At 73.3% G+C, this 17,003-nt stretch carries 17 protein-coding genes and 2 pseudogenes; 11 read left to right on the forward strand and 8 right to left on the reverse strand.

Going from position 1 to position 17,003, the window contains the following annotated elements; translation table 11 throughout:
* Positions 1-137: 137 nt before the first annotated feature.
* From HD593_RS21365 to HD593_RS21395, 7 genes are read left to right on the forward strand one after another with little or no spacing between them, the layout of a single operon-like run.
* Positions 138-1,031: a transporter substrate-binding domain-containing protein gene (locus tag HD593_RS21365; RefSeq protein ID WP_246546670.1), complete on the forward strand. Its 894-nt coding sequence runs from the start codon at positions 138-140 to the stop codon at positions 1,029-1,031.
* Entirely contained in the window at positions 1,028-1,873 is an 846-nt protein-coding gene (locus HD593_RS21370) for an amino acid ABC transporter permease (protein ID WP_185103903.1), read from the forward strand. Before HD593_RS21365 ends, HD593_RS21370 begins: the two co-directional genes overlap by 4 nt.
* A complete protein-coding gene (locus HD593_RS21375) occupies positions 1,870-2,664 on the forward strand; it encodes an amino acid ABC transporter ATP-binding protein (RefSeq protein WP_185103904.1) in 795 nt (264 codons plus the stop codon). Before HD593_RS21370 ends, HD593_RS21375 begins: the two co-directional genes overlap by 4 nt.
* Positions 2,661-3,785, forward strand: a complete 1,125-nt coding sequence (locus HD593_RS21380; protein ID WP_185103905.1) for a CapA family protein — start codon at positions 2,661-2,663, stop codon at positions 3,783-3,785. The genes HD593_RS21375 and HD593_RS21380 overlap by 4 nt, the downstream gene beginning before the upstream one ends.
* The gene (locus HD593_RS21385; RefSeq protein WP_185103906.1) at positions 3,778-5,016 is read left to right on the forward strand and encodes a CaiB/BaiF CoA transferase family protein; all 1,239 of its coding nucleotides are present in this window, start codon (positions 3,778-3,780) and stop codon (positions 5,014-5,016) included. The genes HD593_RS21380 and HD593_RS21385 overlap by 8 nt, the downstream gene beginning before the upstream one ends.
* 1 nt (position 5,017) lies before the next feature.
* Complete coding sequence (locus HD593_RS21390) at positions 5,018-6,100, forward strand: 2-hydroxyacyl-CoA dehydratase family protein (RefSeq protein ID WP_185103907.1); 1,083 nt, start codon at positions 5,018-5,020, stop codon at positions 6,098-6,100.
* The gene (locus HD593_RS21395; protein WP_185103908.1) at positions 6,097-7,332 is read left to right on the forward strand and encodes a 2-hydroxyacyl-CoA dehydratase family protein; all 1,236 of its coding nucleotides are present in this window, start codon (positions 6,097-6,099) and stop codon (positions 7,330-7,332) included. Before HD593_RS21390 ends, HD593_RS21395 begins: the two co-directional genes overlap by 4 nt.
* Positions 7,333-7,397: 65 nt before the next feature.
* Here HD593_RS21395 and HD593_RS21400 read toward each other — a convergent pair whose 3' ends face one another.
* From HD593_RS21400 to HD593_RS21410, 3 genes are read right to left on the reverse strand one after another with little or no spacing between them, the layout of a single operon-like run.
* Positions 7,398-8,525, reverse strand: a complete 1,128-nt coding sequence (locus tag HD593_RS21400; protein ID WP_185103909.1) for an ABC transporter ATP-binding protein — start codon at positions 8,523-8,525, stop codon at positions 7,398-7,400.
* Positions 8,526-8,533: 8 nt separating this feature from the next.
* Entirely contained in the window at positions 8,534-10,222 is a 1,689-nt protein-coding gene (locus HD593_RS21405; protein WP_185103910.1) for an ABC transporter permease, read from the reverse strand.
* Positions 10,219-11,250 carry an ABC transporter substrate-binding protein gene (locus tag HD593_RS21410; RefSeq protein WP_185103911.1) on the reverse strand — a complete coding sequence of 344 codons (1,032 nt, stop codon included), beginning with the start codon at positions 11,248-11,250 and terminating at the stop codon, positions 10,219-10,221. Before HD593_RS21410 ends, HD593_RS21405 begins: the two co-directional genes overlap by 4 nt.
* A gap of 308 nt (positions 11,251-11,558) precedes the next feature.
* On the opposite strand from HD593_RS21410, the gene HD593_RS21415 reads away from it, so the two are divergent.
* The gene (locus HD593_RS21415; protein WP_185103912.1) at positions 11,559-12,806 is read left to right on the forward strand and encodes an erythromycin esterase family protein; all 1,248 of its coding nucleotides are present in this window, start codon (positions 11,559-11,561) and stop codon (positions 12,804-12,806) included.
* A 158-nt stretch (positions 12,807-12,964) separates the two neighbouring features.
* Here HD593_RS21415 and HD593_RS21420 read toward each other — a convergent pair.
* Positions 12,965-13,177 (reverse strand): annotated as a pseudogene (locus HD593_RS21420) (aldehyde dehydrogenase family protein); the annotation flags it as partial.
* A gap of 295 nt (positions 13,178-13,472) precedes the next feature.
* Here HD593_RS21420 and HD593_RS21425 point away from each other — a divergent pair.
* The 3 genes from HD593_RS21425 to hemC are packed head-to-tail and all read left to right on the forward strand — an operon-like array spanning position 13,473 to position 15,026.
* Positions 13,473-13,655: a hypothetical protein gene (locus tag HD593_RS21425; RefSeq protein ID WP_185103913.1), complete on the forward strand. Its 183-nt coding sequence runs from the start codon at positions 13,473-13,475 to the stop codon at positions 13,653-13,655.
* A gap of 53 nt (positions 13,656-13,708) precedes the next feature.
* A complete protein-coding gene (locus HD593_RS21430) occupies positions 13,709-14,053 on the forward strand; it encodes a VOC family protein (protein WP_185103914.1) in 345 nt (114 codons plus the stop codon).
* A gap of 37 nt (positions 14,054-14,090) precedes the next feature.
* Positions 14,091-15,026: a hydroxymethylbilane synthase gene (gene hemC, locus HD593_RS21435; RefSeq protein ID WP_185103915.1), complete on the forward strand. Its 936-nt coding sequence runs from the start codon at positions 14,091-14,093 to the stop codon at positions 15,024-15,026.
* 48 nt (positions 15,027-15,074) lie between these two features.
* On the opposite strand, the gene HD593_RS21440 is transcribed toward hemC, so the two are convergent.
* From HD593_RS21440 to HD593_RS21460, 4 genes and pseudogenes are all read right to left on the reverse strand, one after another.
* Entirely contained in the window at positions 15,075-15,218 is a 144-nt protein-coding gene (locus HD593_RS21440; protein WP_185112770.1) for a hypothetical protein, read from the reverse strand.
* A gap of 181 nt (positions 15,219-15,399) precedes the next feature.
* Positions 15,400-15,888: pseudogene (locus tag HD593_RS21450) on the reverse strand (cytochrome P450).
* A 21-nt stretch (positions 15,889-15,909) separates the two neighbouring features.
* On the reverse strand, positions 15,910-16,254 hold the full coding sequence (locus HD593_RS21455; protein ID WP_185103916.1) for a cytochrome P450: 345 nt from the start codon (positions 16,252-16,254) through the stop codon (positions 15,910-15,912).
* 116 nt (positions 16,255-16,370) lie between these two features.
* Entirely contained in the window at positions 16,371-16,943 is a 573-nt protein-coding gene (locus tag HD593_RS21460) for a TetR/AcrR family transcriptional regulator (RefSeq protein WP_185103917.1), read from the reverse strand.
* Positions 16,944-17,003: the final 60 nt, after the last annotated feature.

Here is a 17,003-nt window from a genome sequence, read left to right on the forward strand (position 1 = left end):
CTCGCCGGCGGCGAGCGCGCCCGTGTCCCCTCTCCTCCGCACCGCGACCCCTTGACAGACGTGCGCTCTTAGATGTGACATTAATTCGCACGATCGCAACGAGTGTTGCAACATGATCCGGGTTCCGGAGGACCACCATGAGATTGCCCAGGATCACCCGCGCGGCCACGGCGGCCCTGACCCTCGCCACCGCCGCGGCCTGCGGCGCGAACGGCGGCGAGCCGGCCGGAGCGGCCGGCGGAACGGCCCTCTCCGGCCGCCTACCCGATGCCATCAAGGAAGCGGGCGTCATCCGATTCGCCGGGGATTCCCACCCTCCCTACCGGATCGTCGGCAACGACGGGAAGACGGTGACCGGCATCGACAAGGAACTACAGGAAGCCCTCGGCAAGGTCCTGGGAGTCCGCACCGAGATCTCGATCGTCAACGGCCTGCCCGCCGCGCTGTCCGGCATGCTCGCCTCCCGCTACGACGCCTTCAACGGCCCGGTCAAGGACACCGCCGAGCGCGAGAAGCAGTTCGACGCCATCGTCTGGATGGTCAGCCGCACCTCCTACCTCATCCCCAAGGCGGGCTCCGCCGCCGTCAAGAGCTCGGGAGACCTGTGCGGCAAGCGCGTCGCGGGCACCGCGGGCAGCGTCGTGGAGGACCAGGCCAAGCGCCTGAGCGAGTGGTGCGCCCAGCAGGGCAAACCGGCGCTCGCGTTCATCGGCCTGGCCGACACCAACGGCACGATCCTGGCCGCCAAGTCCGGTCGCGCCGACGCCGCCGGCATGACCGAGAGCGCCGCGATCGACGCGATGGCCAAGGAGAAGGACGCCTTCACGTACGTGACGCAGACCGACGAGCAGGGCGCCGGCGTCGACCAGCTCGCCATGCTGGTGCCCAAGTCGAGCGGCCTGGGCCCGGTCATGCTGGAGGCGTTCAAGGAGATCTTCAAGAACGGCGAGTACCGGCGCATCGCCGACAAGTACGGCCTGCAGAACGTGACGGTGGACGAGCCCAAGCTGAACACCGCGGCGGCCCAATGAGCGAGATCACCGTCCCAGCCGATGTCGCCGCCGCCCGCCCCCGGGTGCGCCCGCTGCGCTGGCTGGCCGGAGCGGTGCTGCTCGTGCTGGCCGCCCAGCTCGGCTGGTTCCTCGTCACCAACCCGCGCTTCGAGTGGCCGGTCGTCGCCGAGTACCTGCTCGACCCCAACATCCTGGCGGGGCTCGGCATGTCGCTGCTGCTCACCGTGATCGCCATGACGCTGGGCGGCGGGCTCGGCGTGCTGCTGGCCGCCGGCCGGCTGAGCGGCTTCAAGCCGGTCGCGTGGGCGTGCGGCGGGTACGTGGCGGTCTTCCGCGGCATCCCGCCGCTGGTGCAGCTCATCTTCTGGTTCAACCTCGGCTACCTGCTGCCGCGCCTCTCGCTCGGCATTCCGTTCGGGCCGACCTTCGCCTCGTGGCCGACGAACGCGGTGATCAGCTCGCTGACCGCCGCCGTCCTCGGGCTCACGCTGCACGAGGCGGCGTACATGGCCGAGATCGTCAGGGCCGGGATCCTGGCCGTGGACGGTGGCCAGCGCGACGCGGCCCGCGCCATGGGCTTCACGCCGAGGCAGAGCTTCGTCAAGGTCGTGCTGCCGCAGGCCATGCGGGTGATCATCCCGCCCACCGGCAGCCAGTTCATCAGCCTGCTCAAGGGCACCTCGCTGGTCAGCGTGATCGCGATGGCCGACCTGCTCTACTCCGTGCAGGTGATCTACAACCGGACCTACCAGATCGTGCCGTTGCTCATCGTCGCCTGCGCCTGGTACCTGGCGGTGGTGACCGTACTGTCGCTCGGGCAGCGGCGCCTGGAGCGGCACTTCGGAAGGGGGAGGCGGTGAAGCCGGTCCTCAGCGTCCAGAACGTGCGCAAGCGCTTCGGCGAGCACGTGGCGCTCGACGGGGTGAGCCTGGACGTGCGCGAAGGCGAGGTCGTCACCGTGATCGGCCCGTCCGGGTCAGGGAAGTCCACCCTGGTGCGCTGCGTCCACCAGCTGGAGGCGATCGACGGCGGCGCCATGTACCTCGACGGCGAGCTGCTCGGCTACGAGTTCCACCGCGGCCACCTGCGGCCCCTGCCGGACCGGCGGGTCGCGGCCCAGCGCGGCCGCATGGGCATGGTCTTCCAGCAGTTCAACCTGTTCGCCCACTGGAGCGTGCTGCGCAACCTCACCGAGGCGCAGGTCGCCGTGCACGGCCGCGAGCCCGCGCGGGCCCGCGAGGAGGCGCTGCGCCTGCTGGAGCGGGTGGGGCTGACCGGCAAGGCGGACGCCCACCCGGGGCAGCTGTCCGGCGGCCAGCAGCAGCGCGTCGCCATCGCCCGGGCCCTGGCCACCGGCCCCCGGATCATGCTGTTCGACGAGCCCACCAGCGCGCTGGACCCCGAGCTGGTGGACGAGGTGCTGAGCGTCGTCCGCGACCTGGCCGCCGGCGGCATGACCATGATCATCGTCACGCACGAGATGAGCTTCGCCCGCGAGGTCGCCGACCGCTGCGTCTTCATGGAGCACGGGCGCGTCGTCGAGACCGGCACGCCCGAGGAGATCTTCGACCGTCCCGGCTCGCCGCGCCTGCGCGCGTTCCTGTCGCGCTTCTCGCAGGAACGCCACCCGGAGAAGGAGAGAGCCCGATGAGCGCGCTCACCGTCATGTCCGTCGGCGACCTGGTCGTGGACGAGCCGGACCCCGCCTCGTTCTTCGCCCCCGCCGAGCAGACCCTGCGCCGCGGCGACGTCGTGATCGGCCACGTCGAGGTACCGCACAGCACCTCCACGGCCCAGGTCAGCACCGACGTGCCGGCCCCGCCCGCCGACCCCGAGGCCCTGCGGGCGATCGCCGGAGCGGGCTTCCACGTGGTGACCCTCGCGGGCAACCACGTCTACGACGCCGGCGACCAGGGCGTGGCCGACACCATCAAGTACGCGGCCGAGGCCGGGCTGGTCACCACGGGCGCGGGCCTGACCCTGGACGAGGCCCGCAGGCCCGCCCTGGTCGAGCGCGACGGGCTGCGCGTCGGCGTGCTCAGCTACAACTGCGTCGGACCGAGGGAGTCGTGGGCCACCTCGCGCAAGCCCGGCTGCGCGTACATCAAGGTCCTCACCCACTACGAGCTCGACCACGCCAGCCCCGGCGGCCCGCCCGCCGTCTACACCTTCGCCGACCCCGCCCACCTGGAACGCATGGCCGCCGACGTGGCGGCGCTGTCGGCGGAGGCGGACGTCGTGCTGGTGTCGCTGCACAAGGGCGTCGGCCACACCCCCGCCGCGCTGGCCATGTACGAGCAGCCCGTCGCCCGCGCCGCGATCGACGCCGGCGCGCACGCCGTGTTCGCCCACCACGCGCACATCATGCGCGGCATCGAGCTGTACCGGGGCCGCCCCATCTATCACGGCCTGGGGAACTTCGTCACCGTCACCCACGCCCTGACCCCCGCCGCCGGCGACGAGGGGGAGCGGGCCGCGTGGGCACGCCGCCGCAAGGAGCTGTACGGCTTCGCCCCCGACCCGGACATGCCGTTCTACCCCTTCCATCCCGAGAGCAGGAACACCGCCGTCGCCGTCTGCCGCTTCGACCGCGACGGGCTCGTGTCGGCGGGGTTCGTGCCGTGCTGGATCGACGACTCGGGCCGGCCCGTGCCGCTCGGCGACTCCCCGGAAGGGCGGCGGGTGGCGGCGTACGTCGAGGACATCACCCGCCGGGCGGGCCTGGGGACGGAGTTCGGCTGGGAGGGCGGCGAGGTGGTGCTGCGTGGCTGAAGGACCGCTCACGGGCCGCACCGTCATCGACCTGACGACCGCGCTGTCCGGGCCGTACGCCACCCTCCTGCTGGCCGGGCTCGGCGCCCGCGTCATCAAGGTGGAGAACCCGCTGACCGGCGGCGACAGCTCCCGCGACAACTCCCCCTACGTGGGCGCCGGCGGGCTCACCACCGTCCGACGCGAGCCGGACGACATGTCGGTGTCGATGCTGCTGCGCGGGCGTAACAAGAGCAGTGTCACCCTCAACCTCAAGCACCCCAAGGCCCGCGACGTCCTGGCGGGGCTCGTCCGGCACGCCGACGTCATGGTCGACAACTACAGCGCGGGCGTCACGGCCCGGCTCGGCATCGGCCACGACTGGGCGAGCATGATCAACCCGCGCATCGTGTGCACCTCCATCAGCGGCTTCGGCGCGCAGGGCGGGCCCGGCTCGGGCAAGGCGATGGACACGATCGTGCAGGCGCTCAGCGGCGTGATGATGACCGCCGGCGCGCCCGGCGAGCCGCCCGTCCGGTTCGGGCTGCCCGTGGGCGACCTGCTCGCCCCGCTCTACGCGGTGATCGGCACGCTGGCCGCCGTCCTCCAGGCCGACGCCACCGGGCGCGGGCAGCACGTGGACGTCTCCATGCTGGGCGCGCTCACCTCGCTGGTCGCCTGCGAGCCGTTCGACGCCTACGAACGGCTCGGCCTGCCCGCCCGCACCGGCGCCACCGTGCCCCGGCTGGCGCCGTTCGGCACGTTCCCGGCGGCGGACGGGTGGTTCGCGCTGTGCGGGCCGACCGACGCCTTCGCCCGCGGCCTGTTCGCGGCGATGGGACGCGACGACCTGGCCGCGGATCCGCGCTTCGCCACCCGGGACGCCCGCGTGGCCGCCGCGGACGAGCTGCACGGGATGATCGCGGCGTGGGCGGCGGACCGGCCGCTGGCCGAGGTGCTCGACCTGCTCGCCCGGCACGGGGTGCCCGCCGCCGAGGTCCGGGACCCCGCCGCCGCCGTACGCGACCCGCTCGTGCTCGAACGGGCGGAGGTGGTGCCGCTGGAGCACCCGAGGCATGGGGACGTGGCGGGGCTGGTGGGGACCGGCGTCCCGATCCGCTTCTCGGCGGCCGAGGCCGCGCTCGACGGGCCCGCGCCCGGGCTGGGGGAGCACAACGGGGAGATCTACGGCGGGATGCTCGGGTACACCGACGACGAGCTGAAGGCGCTGGCCGAGGACGGGGTGATCTGACGTGCTCCCGGCCCTGGCGGCCATGGAGGCGGCCTACGCCCGGCCGCGCCACCCCGACGGACGGGACACCGCAGCCGGCGGCAGGCCGATGGTGGGCTATGTCGGTGCTGACGTGCCCGTTGAGCTGCTGACCGCCGCCGGGCTCCACGCCGTGCGCCTCACCGGCGACCCGCGTGGGGACTCCGCGCTCGGGGACCGCTACCTGGGCCGGGGCGTGGACCCGATGGCCCGGTCGATCCTCACCCGGCTGCTGACCGGGGCGTTCGGTGAGCTGGAGCGGGTCGTCGTCTCCCACGACTGCGAGGCGTCGCTGCGGCTCTTCTACGCCCTGCGCGAGCTGCGCCGGGTCGAGCCGGGCGCGGGGGTGCCGGAGGCGTACCTGGTGGACATCCTGCACCTGCCGCACCGCACCACCGCCCGCTACAACCGGCGCAGGATCGCGGAGTTCGCGGCCCGGCTGCGAGCCTGGACCGGCCGCCCGCTCGGCCTGGCCGCCGCGATCGAGGCGCACGACGAGCGCCGCCGCCTGCTGGCCGCCGTCGCCGGGCTGCGCCGCGCCGTGCCCGCCCGCCTCACGGGGCGGCAGTTCCTGGCCGTGGCCAACGCCGCCCTGGCCCTGGACGAGCACATCGCCCGGCTCCGGGAGCTGCTGGCCCAGGCCGGCCGGTTGCCGGAGCTGCACGGCCGGCGCGTCTTCCTGAGCGGCTCCGACCACGACACCCCGCACGTGTACGAGGCCATCGAGGCGGACGGCCACGTCATCGTCGGCGAGGACCACTCCTTCGGGGACCCCCAGGCCGAGCGCCACGTCGGCACCGGCGACCTGGACGCGCTCGCCGAGCACTACCACGAATTCGGACCCACCGCCCATCGGGCGACCGCCGCCGAACGCGCTGCCCACGCCGCCATGGGCGTCCGCCGCTGCGGCGCCGACCTGTTCGTCGCCTACGCCAGGACCGGCGACGACGCGCCGGCCTGGGACTTCGCGGCGCAACGGGCCGCACTCGACATCCCGGCCGTGCTGCTGGACCGCCAGCCATACGGCCACGCCGACCTGGCCGCACTGCACAAGGAGGACGCGTGAAGAGGCTGGCGACGGCCACCGAGGCGAGCCGCTACCAGCGGGAGTGGTTCGCCGGCCTGCGGGCCCGGGTGGCCGGCGGGGAGCCGCTGGCCGTGGTCAACGCCGACGTGCCGCACGAGATCTTCCGCGCCATGGACATCCCGTACGTCGTCAGCCAGTGGTGGGCCTCGGTCATCGCCGCCAAGCAACGCTCCGGCCACTACCTGGAGCTGCTGCGGCAGCGCGGCCTGCCCGACCACTCCGAGCAGTACAACGCGCTCACCCTCGCCTCCGCCCTCGACCCGGACGAGGGCCCGTGGGGCGGCCTGCCCAAACCGGCCATCGTGGTCGGCGACGCCTCCGGCGACGTCACCCGCAAGATCTTCGACCTCTGGGGCCGCGAGCCCGGCGTCACCTTCTACCCCCTGGAGAGCGCGGCCGGGAACGAGGTGCCGGCCAACTGGTGGGAGCTGATGCCGCACCGCTGGGAGCAGGCCATCGGCCCGGCCCGGCTCGACCTGCTCACCGCCGAGCTGGAGAACCTCGTCAGGTTCCTGGAGACCACCACCGGCAGGCGCTTCCGCGAGTCCCGCTTCCGCGAGGTGATGGCCCTGGTCAACGAGCAGGAGGAGTGGAACAGGCGGACCCGCGACCTCATCGCCCGCACCCGTCCGGCCCCGATCTCCGTCGCCGACGGCATCCCCGGCGTGATGCTCCCGCAGTGGCACCGCGGCACGGAATGGGCCCGCGACGCCGCCCGCCGCTTCCACGACGAGGTACGCGAGCGGGTGGACGCCGGGCACGCGGTGTGCCCGGGGGAGCGCGCCAGGCTGATGTGGATCGGCCGCGGCCTCTGGTACGACATGGGCTTCTACCAGCGCTTCCAGGACGAGTACGGCGCCGTCTTCGTCTGGTCGATGTACCTGGCCATCGCCGCCGACGGCTACATCCGCTACGGCGACGACCCCATGCGCGCCCTGGCCGCCCGCTTCGCCGCCTTCACCGACCAGCTCTACACCCCGCCCTGGTCCAGCGAGTGGTACGTCAAGGAGGCCAGGCTGCACGGCATCGACGGCGTGGTGCACCTGGTCTCCGACGACCCGCGCGGCAGCTACTTCACCGCGCGGGCGCTGGAGTCGGCGGGCTTCCCCGTCATCGAGATCGAGGCCGACAACGTCGACGCCCGCACCTACGACGGCGACCGGGTGGCGGCCCGCATCGGCCACTGGCTGGAGGACGCCGTCCTGCGCTGACCCGCCCGCCCCGAGCCACCCGCCACGCCGGGCGCGGGACCGCGACCCGCCACGGCACCTGCCCCCTACGCGGGGAGCATCCGCAGCCGCTCAGGGGTCACGCTCACCCACACCTCCTCCGCCTCGCCCTCCGACCCGTCCGACCACAGCCGGCACGCCAGGCCCTCCCCGTCGAGGTGGTGCTCGAGGTGCGGCCCGGCGAACATGGAGATCCGCCGCCGGGCCCGCCACCGGTTGGCTCCGTCCGGCTCGCCCTCGCTCATCCGGCCGTGCTCGGGCCGCCACACCGCCACCCCGGCCGCGCCGGGCCGCAGCCCCGGCCCCGCCACCCCGGTCAGCGCCCCGAACGGGGCACGCAGCACGGCCCGGTCGCCGGAGACCTCGACGACCTCGCCGGGGATCTCGTTGGCGATGCCGACGAAGCCGGCCACGTACCGGGTGGCGGGCCGGTCGTAGATCTCGCGCGGCGGCGCGAGCTGCTCGACCCGCCCCTCCCGCATGACGGCGATGCGGGAGGCCAGCTCCATCGCCTCGGTCTGGTCGTGGGTGACGTACACGGCGGCGAAGCCGAGCCTGCGCTGCATGGCCAGCAGCTCGACGCGCAGCCGCTCGCGTACCTTGGCGTCCACGTTGGACAGCGGCTCGTCGAACAGGATCAGCCCGTCCCCGGCCACCAGCGCCCGGGCCAGGGCCACCCGCTGCTGCTGGCCGCCGCTCATCTCGCCGGGGTGCTGCCTGGCCAGCTCGGGGATGCCCACCAGCTCCAGCGCCTCTCCCACGCGGGCGGCGACCTCGTCCCGGCCGGGACGGCCGCCGCGCCGGCTGAGCAGCGGGTAGGCCACGTTGTCGAACACGGACATGTGCGGCCACAGCGCGTACGACTGGAACATCATGCTCAGCCCCCGCCGCTCGGGCGGGACGTCCAGCCCGCGCGCCGGGTCGAAGACGGCCCGGCCGCCGATCTCCACCAGCCCCGCGTCCGGCCGTTCCAGGCCGGCGATGGAACGCAGCAGCGTCGTCTTGCCGCAGCCGCTCGGCCCCAGCAGCACGAGGATCTCGGCCGGGGCCACCTCCAGGGACACGCCGTCCACGGCCGCCGCGAGCGTGCGGTCGGCCCGCCGGAAGTGCTTGCGCACGCCGTCGAGCCGGACGACGGACGTCGTGGTGGCTCGCCTGGGAATGGTCTCCTGCATCGAAGTCCTCAGAGCTGGGTTCGGGAGAGGGGGGAGGCGCCGCGCCGCCGCGCGTACCAGGTGACGGGGAGCACCACCAGCGAGGTGGCCAGCGTCAGCAGGACCGAGATCGCGCCGAGCATGGCGTAGTCGCCGTTGGCGAACACCTCGAGGATGCGGAAGCCCACCACCTCGTTGTCGGTGCCGGCCAGGATCGCCGAGGCGCTGATGTCCCCGGCGATGGTGACGAACAGCAGCGCCCACCCGGCCAGCAGGCCCGGCGCCATGAGCGGCAGCGTGATCCGGCGGAACGTGCGCGCCTGGCCCGCGCCGCTGATCCGGGAGGCGTCGGTGAGCTCGGGCGCCACCTGCCCGGCCGCGGCGTCCGAGGCGGTGGTGGCCTGCGGCATGTGCAGCGACACGTACGCGAGCACGAGGATCCACAGCGTGCCGCCCAGGTGGAACGGTGCCCCACTGAACGCCAGCACGAACCCGACCGCGATGACCAGGTGCGACAGCGTCGGCGGGAACTTGATCGCCGCGTCCACCAGCATCCCCGTGGCCCGCCCCGACCGTCTGACCAGCACCGACACCACCGCCGCCGCGAGCACCCCGATCGTCGCGCACACGACTCCCAGCAGCAGGCTGTTGACCAGCGCCTCCTGGGTGGCCGTGTCGGTGAGCGTGCGCACGACCGCGTCGAGGTTGAGCCGCGTCCAGTCGACGGTGCCGCTCCAGAAGCCGGTCAGTGACACCAGCACCAGGGCGCCGAGTGGCAGCACCGACGTCAGCGCGAGATACGCCACGATCAGCCCCCGCACCGGGCCGCGCCACCGGCCCAGCCGCAGCGGGCGGGCCCGGGCGCCCCTGCCGCCCAGGCCGGCGGTGCGGGTGCTGCGCAGCAGCCGGGTCTGGGCGTACCAGACGAGGGTGACGACCAGCATGACGACGAGGTTCAGGCTCACCGCCACGCCGGTCTCGGGCGGGTAGGTGAACGACAGGAGCTGCACCACCCGCACCGACAGGATGTCCAGGCCGGCCTGCGGGGCCAGGATCGCCGGGATGGAGAACAGCCCGAACCCGGTCCACACCATGAGGAGCCCGGCCGCGCCCAGGCTCGGCCGTACGGCGGGCAGCGAGATCCGGCGCAGGGTGCGCAGCGGGCCCGCGCCGCTCACCCGCGACTGCTCCTCCATGGCGGCGTCGGTGTTCCGCAGGCCGGCCGAGACGATCATGAAGACGTACGGGACCTGGTAGATGGTGTAGACGAAGATCAGGCCGTACCAGGAGTGGACGTCGATCGGGCCCTGGGTCCCGCCGAGGCCGAGGCGCAGGAGCTGGTTGAGGTAGCCGGAGCGTTCGGAGCCGAGCAGCGACCAGCCGATCGCGCCCGCGATCGGCGGCAGCAGGAACGGCACCAGCGGCACCACGTCGGTGAGCAGCCCCATGCGGGCGTCGGTGCGCTCGTTCGCCCAGGCCAGGGCGGAGCCGATCACCATCGCCGCCAGCCCGCTGCCGCCTACCACGACCGCGGTGTGCCAGAGCAGGGTGCCCAGCCCGGCCTGGGCGAGCGTGTCGCGGATCGGCGCCAGGTCCAGCCGGCCGCCGGTGACGAACGGCCGGGCCACCACCAGGGCCAGCGGGTAGACCGCCAGCGCGCCGAGCGCGAGCGCCAGCAGCGTCCCCGCGACCTGGAAGGGGGTGAGGCGCCTGATCACGTCAGGCCCAGCAGGGAGGTGATGCGCTCGGCGGGCGTGCCCGACAGCTCCCGGTTGAAGGTGTAGCGGGCGGGCAGGGTGGCCGGGTCGAGCGGCGAGCCGGAGCCGGGGACCGCGTTGAGCTTCCTGTTGCCCTCCGCGCTCATCAGGTAGTGCACGAACAACCGCGCCGCGTTGGGGTGGGCGGCCTTGGCGGCCAGCCCCGGCACGATCTCCGGCCCGGTCGAGGCGGGCGGCTGCACGAACCCGACGGGCGCGCCCTTGCCCTTGAGGTCGTCGGCGATGGACTGCACGCCCGGCATGACGATGGCCGCCTCACCCGCCGCGAGCTGCTGCGTCGCCGGCGCGGCCCCGGAGGCCACCACGGGCTGCTGCGCCTTGAGCCTGGTCAGGTACTCCTCGCCGTACTCCTTGACGATGAGGTTCCAGAACGGGGTGTACGCGGCCGACGTCCGCGGATCCACCAGGATGATCTTCCCCTTCCACTTCGGGTCGAGGATGTCCTGCCAGTCCTTGATCGTGTCCCCGCCCTGCTGGGTGTTCACCGCGATGCCGGTCGGCTGGACCTGCACCACCGCGGTCCCGGCGTCGGGCAGCAGGTACTTGTCCGGGAAGCCGCCGGGAAAGTCGGGGATGTTCGCCTCGGCGAGCTTGACCGTCCAGCCCTTGCCCAGCGCCTCGGGCACGAACGGCGTGTAGGAGCCCACGAACAGGTCGGCGGCCGGTCTGCCGCTCTCGGCCTCGGCGGCGAAGCGCTGGGCCAGGTCGCTGGAGGTGAGCCGGATGAACTTGACCTTGATGCCGTACTTCGCGGTGAAGTCGTCGGAGACGGCCTTGGCGATGTTCTCCGCCGGGACGCTGTACCAGACCAGCTCGCCCTCCTTCTGCGCCGCCTCGATGAGCGTGCGCAGGGCGGGGGAGGCGTCGGCGGGGACGGACGCGCCACCGCCGGTGCCGGAGGAGCCGCAGCCGGCGGCCAGGAGCAGGGCGGCGCAGGCGATGAGGGCGGAACGGAGCCGAAATTTCATGGTGTCTCCGGTAGTCAGGAGGCGTCGCGCCCGGAGGATTCCCATATATGTAACACAATCCTCATCGACCGTAAATAATGTGCCGTTCGAAATATGCGCCATCCCTGCCCTGGCCTGTCAGACCGCGAGAACGGCTCCCGCACTCAGCCGCCGCTCTCGTGTGGCGGCTTCGTTGACGGAGGTCACGGCACTGTCATCCGTACGACCCAGGTCCACATCGGCGGCGGCCCAGGGTCTACAACCCGCACCCCGTCACGCTCGACCTGGCTCCGATGACAGGCACCCCGCCGCGCCGGTGAACTGGACCCATGATCGAGTTCGACAAGCACAGGCTCGCCGCCGCCCTCGCGGGCCTCGCGCTGCTCGCGACCGCCTGCGGGGGCGTGGACACCGCGGGGGTGACCTCCGGCGCCGTGGTCGCCCTCGACCGGGCCCCGCTCGCCGACGCCGCCGCCAACCGGGTGGTCGGCATCGGCGAGGCCACCCACGGCAACAAGGAGTTCGTCCAGGCCCGCACGCTGATCATCCAGCGGCTGGTACGGGAGCACGGCTTCCGCACGGTCGCCCTGGAGGCCGACTTCGGCGGCACGGCCGTCGCCGACGACTACGTCGTCAAGGGCCAGGGCACCGCGGAGCAGGCGGCCACCGCGCTCGGTTTCGACATCTACCGCACCCGCGAGACGGCCGGCCTGCTGCGCTGGATCCACGACCACAACGCGACCGCCGCCGACGCCGACAAGGTCCGCCTCTACGGCTTCGACATGCAGCGCTACGACCGCAACAAGGAGCGGCTGCTGCGCTACCTCGCCACGGTCGAGCCCGCCCAGGCCCAGCAGGCCGGACAGGAGCTGGCCGGCCTCACCGACGCCACCAGGTCCACGCAGGACGAGGCGAAGGTCGAGGCCGGCGCCGCCGCGGCCGAGCGGATCGCCGCCCGCATGCGCGAGCACGAGGACGCGTACGTCCAGCGCAGCTCCCCTGAGTCGTTCGCCGTCGCGCTGCACCACGCGGAGACGATCGGCCGCGGCGCGCGGCTGCGGCTCTCCGGGCTCGACTACGCGAGCAAGCGGGACGCCTGGATGGCCGAGGCCGTCGAGTGGATCGCCGGGCGCGGCCGCCAGAAGCTCATCCTGGCCGGTCACAACGGTCACCTCGACAAGACAGGGGCCGCGTTCTCCTTCGAGTCGATGGGGCGGCGCCTGGCCAGGACGTACGGGGACGACTACTTCGCCATCGGCACCGAGTTCGGCACCAGCACCTTCCTCAGCCGCGACGACTCCTCCGGCGGGCGCGCGCGGTTCACCGTGAGCCACGACACGCCCCTGGCCGGGCTGTTCGGCGCCGAGCCGCTGGGTTACGTGAATCTGGCGCAGGCGTCGGCCACGCCCGCCAACCGCCGGCTGCTCGGCTCGGAGCTGCGCATGGGCAGCGTCGGCGACGGCTTCCGTTCCCTGTTCAGCGCTGTGAGCTGGATGTACACGGTGTCCATGGTGCCGGCGAAGGCGTACGACGCGCTGGTGTACGTGCCGCGGGCCACCCCGGTCACTCCTCTGTAGCGGCCTGCTTCTCGTGCCGGGCGACGATCGTGTCGATCTGCAGGCTGAGCCGGGCTCCCAGCGGCCAGCCGACGTAGTGGGTGAGGAAGATGGCGATCTCGCGCGGCCAGCCGCGCGCCGAGGGCGTGATCGCGGCCGGTGACGACGTTCACGACGCCCGGCGGGACGTCGGTCTCCTCGGCGACCAGCCGGGCGAGCGCCGCCGCGCACCAGGGGGTGTCCGGGGCGGGCTTGAGCACCACCGTGTTGCCCGCGGCCAGCGCGGGGCCCAGCTTGGCCAGGGTGATCTGGTGCGGGAAGTTCCACGGGGTGATCGCGCCGACCACGCCCACCGGCTCGCGCAGCACGCGCCGGTCGCTGGCGATCCCCATCGGCGCGGCCCGGCCCAGGTCGCGCGTCCCGGCGTAGCTCTCGGCGAGGTCGCGACCCAGCCCAGATCGGCCACGGGCGCGTCGAGCAGGCCGGGCGTGGCGTCGGCGGCCGGGCCGATGACCTCCTCGGCGGCCGGATCGATCCTCTCGAAGTGCCGATCCCCGGCTTCCGCTTCGAGGACCTGTCGAAGGCGGCCCTGGTGCGCCTGGTCAGGGAGTACGCGCTCATCGTCCACCTGCTCGACCGCCCCTCGCTGATCGCGGTCGGGACGAGGTGCGGCCGGGAGGCCGCCCGGTGCACCGCCCGCCGCGCGTCCCGGGCGGCAGGGTGCCGCACTGCCGCTGGGAGGTCGTCATCGACGACGCCACCGAGCCGGTCGGCGAGGCCCCGATCACCGGGATGGGGCGCGCCACCACCGCGGCCCGATTCCGCTTCCCGCCGATGCGCGACGGCACGCCGAACGTGCCGCCCCGATGAGTTTCCGCCGCGCGAGCCGTCTCATCCCCGAAGCGACGGAAGGAACGGCATCCATGGACCTGCACAGCGTGGTGTGCGTGCGCGACCTGGCGATCTCGCGGAAGTGGTACGAGGTGTTCTTCGGGCGGCCGGCGGACGAGATCATCGGCGACGAGCTCCTGTGGCAGGTCGGTGAGAACGCGTGGCTCGTCCTCGACGACCGGGACGTGCGGGCCTCCCGGGTGGGCGGCACCATGATCACGTTCGGCGTCACCGACCTCGACGACATCCTGGCCAGGCTCGCCGCGCACGGCATCGGGCACGAGCCCGTCGAGACCTACGGCAACGGCGTGCGCCACGTGGAGATCCTCGACCCGGACGGCAACAGCCTCTCCCTCGCCCAGGCCCCCGCCGGATGAGGCCTCGGGGACGGCCGGACCGGGCTACCATCGACGGATGGCCGTCCCTGAGCTGATCCGCATCGCCACCCGCTCGTCACCCATGGCGCTCGCCCAGGTGGAGAGGGTCCGCCACGAGCTCGCCGCGCTGCACCCGGGCATCCGCACGGAGGTCGTGCCGGTCACCACGTCGGGCGACAGGTGGCAGGGCGCGCTGTCGGCGCTCGGCGGCAAGGGCGCGTTCACCAAGGAGGTGGACGCGCTCCTGCTGATGGGGCAGGCCGACCTCGCCGTCCACTGCGTCAAGGACGTCCCGGCCGACCGGCCGCTGCCCGCGGGCACGACCTGGGCCGCCTTCCTCAAGCGCGACGACCTGCGCGACGCCCTCGTGCACCCGGGCGGCGGCACCCTGGACGAGCTGCCGCCGGGCACTCGCATCGGCACGTCGTCGGTGCGGCGGATCGCCCAGCTCGCCTCCACCCACCCGCACCTGCGCTGCGTCCCGATGCGCGGCAACGCCAACCGCCGGCTGGAGAAGCTCGACGCCGGCGAGGCCGACGCGCTGCTGCTGGCCGTGTCCGGCCTGGAACGCATCGGCATGCGCGAGCGCATCTCCGAGGCGCTGCCGCTGGAGACGATGTGCCCGCCGATCGGCGCGGGCGTGCTCGCCCTGCAGTGCCGGGAGGACGACGAGCAGACCATCGAGGCCGTGGCCGGCCTGGGCGACCCCGACACCTGGCGCGAGGTGACGGCCGAGCGCATGCTGCTGCACGTCCTGCAGGGCCACTGCAACAGCCCGATCGCCGGGTACGGCCGCGCCGGACGCGACGGCCGCCTGTCGCTGCGCGCCCGCGTCTTCAGCCCCGACGGCAAGACGGTCCTGGACGCCCACGAGTGGGCCGGCCCGCTCGACCCCGCCACCCTGGGCACCTCGGTCGCCGTCGCGCTGCTCCGCCAGGGCGCCCGCCAGCTCATCGACGCCATCCCGCACTAGCCGTCACCACAGCGGCCCTCACCACAGCGGCCCTCACCACAGCGGCCCTCACCACAGCGGCAACCAGTCGCGCTGCCGGCTCCACCGGAAGCCGCCGCCGTACCTGAACCGGCTCCCGCCGATCCCCGGCACCTCGTACGGGCTGCCGTCAGGGCGGCGGGCGTCGGCGAGCTGCTTCCAGAAGCCGACCACCTGCCCCTGCCGCTCGTCGATGAGGATGCTCTGGTACGGGTACGACCAGCCGGCCAGGCCCCCATCTCCGAGCCGAGGGCGAGCTCGCGGACCTTGCCCTTGCGCGGGACCTCGAAGACGTCCGGCGCCTCCAGCTCGCACATGGCGTGCCCCTGGCACAGGTCCAGGTCGGCTTCCGGCTTCACGATCTGCGCCTCCGGTAGCGGACCCGGCACGGCCGGGCGAGCTGGACGACCATCTCGGAGTGGTCGTCACGGTAGGAGTCCGGCGGCTGGGCCGGCTCGAACTCCCAGTCCCGCGGCAGCACCGAGAAGATCGCCTTGAGCTGGATCATCGCGAAGTTCGCGCCCACGCAGCGATGCCTGCCCGCGCCGAACGGCACTCAGGTCCACCGGTTGACCAGGTCCTCCTCGCGCGGCCTGGCGTAGCGGGACGGGTCGAAGGAGTCGGGCCGCGGGAAGTCCTCCGGGATGCGGTTCGAGACCGCCAGGCTGCAGCCGACCAGGGTCCGCGGCGGGATGCGGTAACCGGGCACCTGCTGCTCCGTCCTGGCGACCCGCAGCAGCAGGATCAGCGGCGGGTGCAGGCGCAGCACCTCCTCGACCGCCGACTCCAGCAGCGGGATCTCGCGCAGCTGAGCGCGGGGCGGCGTCCGGGGTGGGGGGCGAATCGGGGCATGGAGGCGGACCTCCTATCGGGGGGTGACGGTCACGGGTAAGGCGGCGAAGCCTCTGACGTTGACGGGGTGCACGCGTACGGCGTGGTCCTCGTGCACGTCGTAGGCCCGGACCAGGCGGACGAACTCGGTCGGGGCCGGCCGCGCCTCCAGCCGGCCGAGGCCGGCCCCGAGGCAGAAGTGCCGGCCGCCGCCGAAGCTGATCAGCGGAGAGGTGTCCCGGTCGAGGTCGTAGCAGTCGGGCTCGGGGAACACCCGCTCGTCGCGGTCGGCCTCCGGCACGCCCATCAGCTCGCAGACGACGTCCATCGGCAGCCTGCCCGCGAAGTCCGCGACCGCGTCGAACCCGCCCGCGGCCACGGCCGGCTCCAGGTGCCGGGGCCGGGCCCCACGTGCTCGGGTCCAGGTACGGGTCCTCGTGGATCGCGTAGTCGTACGGGTCGTAGGACGGGCTGCCCCGCACGGCGGCCACCCCCTCAGAAGAGCAGCCCGGCCACCTCGGCGAGCCGGTCGGCCATCTCGGCGTAAGAGCTGTAACCCATGCCCGCGTGCACGAGCGCGCCCGCGTACGCGAACTCCAGCACGTTGAGCATCCGCGCCTGCTCCGGCGTCGGGCGCTCGGCGCCGGGGTCGAGCGCCGCCAGCAGGCGGCGGTGGATGGTCCTGCCGATGCGCAGCCGCAGCTCCCGCACATCCGGGTCGGTGCCGAGCAGCGCGGCCGTGCAGGCGGCGGCGAGCTCCGGCTCGTCGGAGACCAGCAGCGCGATCTCGCGCAGCACCGCGATCACCCGCTCGCGCGGCTCCCCGGGCGACGGCGGGATCGGCGGCAGGGCGCGCAGCCGCCGCCAGAACACCTCGGCGATCAGGTGGTTCTTCGAGGTGAAGTACGTGTACGCGGTGGCGGGCGCGACCCCCGCGCGGCGCGCCACGTTGCGCACGGTGAACCCGTCGAACCCGGCCGCCCGCACCTCCTCGACGGCCGCGCCGGTGAGCCGGCGCACCGTGTCGGCCTGCCGGCCGGACAGCCGGCGGCGGGTCGGCTCCGTCATCGCTTCGCCGGACAGGTGTCCAGACGCCAGTTCAGGTAAGTGTTCGGCGCAAGAGGCCGC

It is taken from the genome of Nonomuraea rubra (assembly GCF_014207985.1).
Taxonomy (GTDB): Bacteria; Actinomycetota; Actinomycetes; order Streptosporangiales; family Streptosporangiaceae; genus Nonomuraea; species Nonomuraea rubra.

Bases quoted from the DNA above. Each gene is read 5' to 3' on its own strand.
- HD593_RS21365 (WP_246546670.1), top strand. From the start codon at position 138: ATGAGATTGCCCAGGATCACCCGCGCGGCCACGGCGGCCCTGACCCTC.
- HD593_RS21370 (WP_185103903.1), top strand. From the start codon at position 1,028: ATGAGCGAGATCACCGTCCCAGCCGATGTCGCCGCCGCCCGCCCCCGG.
- HD593_RS21380 (WP_185103905.1), top strand. From the start codon at position 2,661: ATGAGCGCGCTCACCGTCATGTCCGTCGGCGACCTGGTCGTGGACGAG.
- HD593_RS21400 (WP_185103909.1), bottom strand. From the start codon at position 8,525: ATGCAGGAGACCATTCCCAGGCGAGCCACCACGACGTCCGTCGTCCGG.
- HD593_RS21410 (WP_185103911.1), bottom strand. From the start codon at position 11,250: ATGAAATTTCGGCTCCGTTCCGCCCTCATCGCCTGCGCCGCCCTGCTC.
- HD593_RS21415 (WP_185103912.1), top strand. From the start codon at position 11,559: ATGATCGAGTTCGACAAGCACAGGCTCGCCGCCGCCCTCGCGGGCCTC.
- HD593_RS21430 (WP_185103914.1), top strand. From the start codon at position 13,709: ATGGACCTGCACAGCGTGGTGTGCGTGCGCGACCTGGCGATCTCGCGG.
- hemC (WP_185103915.1), top strand. From the start codon at position 14,091: ATGGCCGTCCCTGAGCTGATCCGCATCGCCACCCGCTCGTCACCCATG.
- HD593_RS21460 (WP_185103917.1), bottom strand. From the start codon at position 16,943: ATGACGGAGCCGACCCGCCGCCGGCTGTCCGGCCGGCAGGCCGACACG.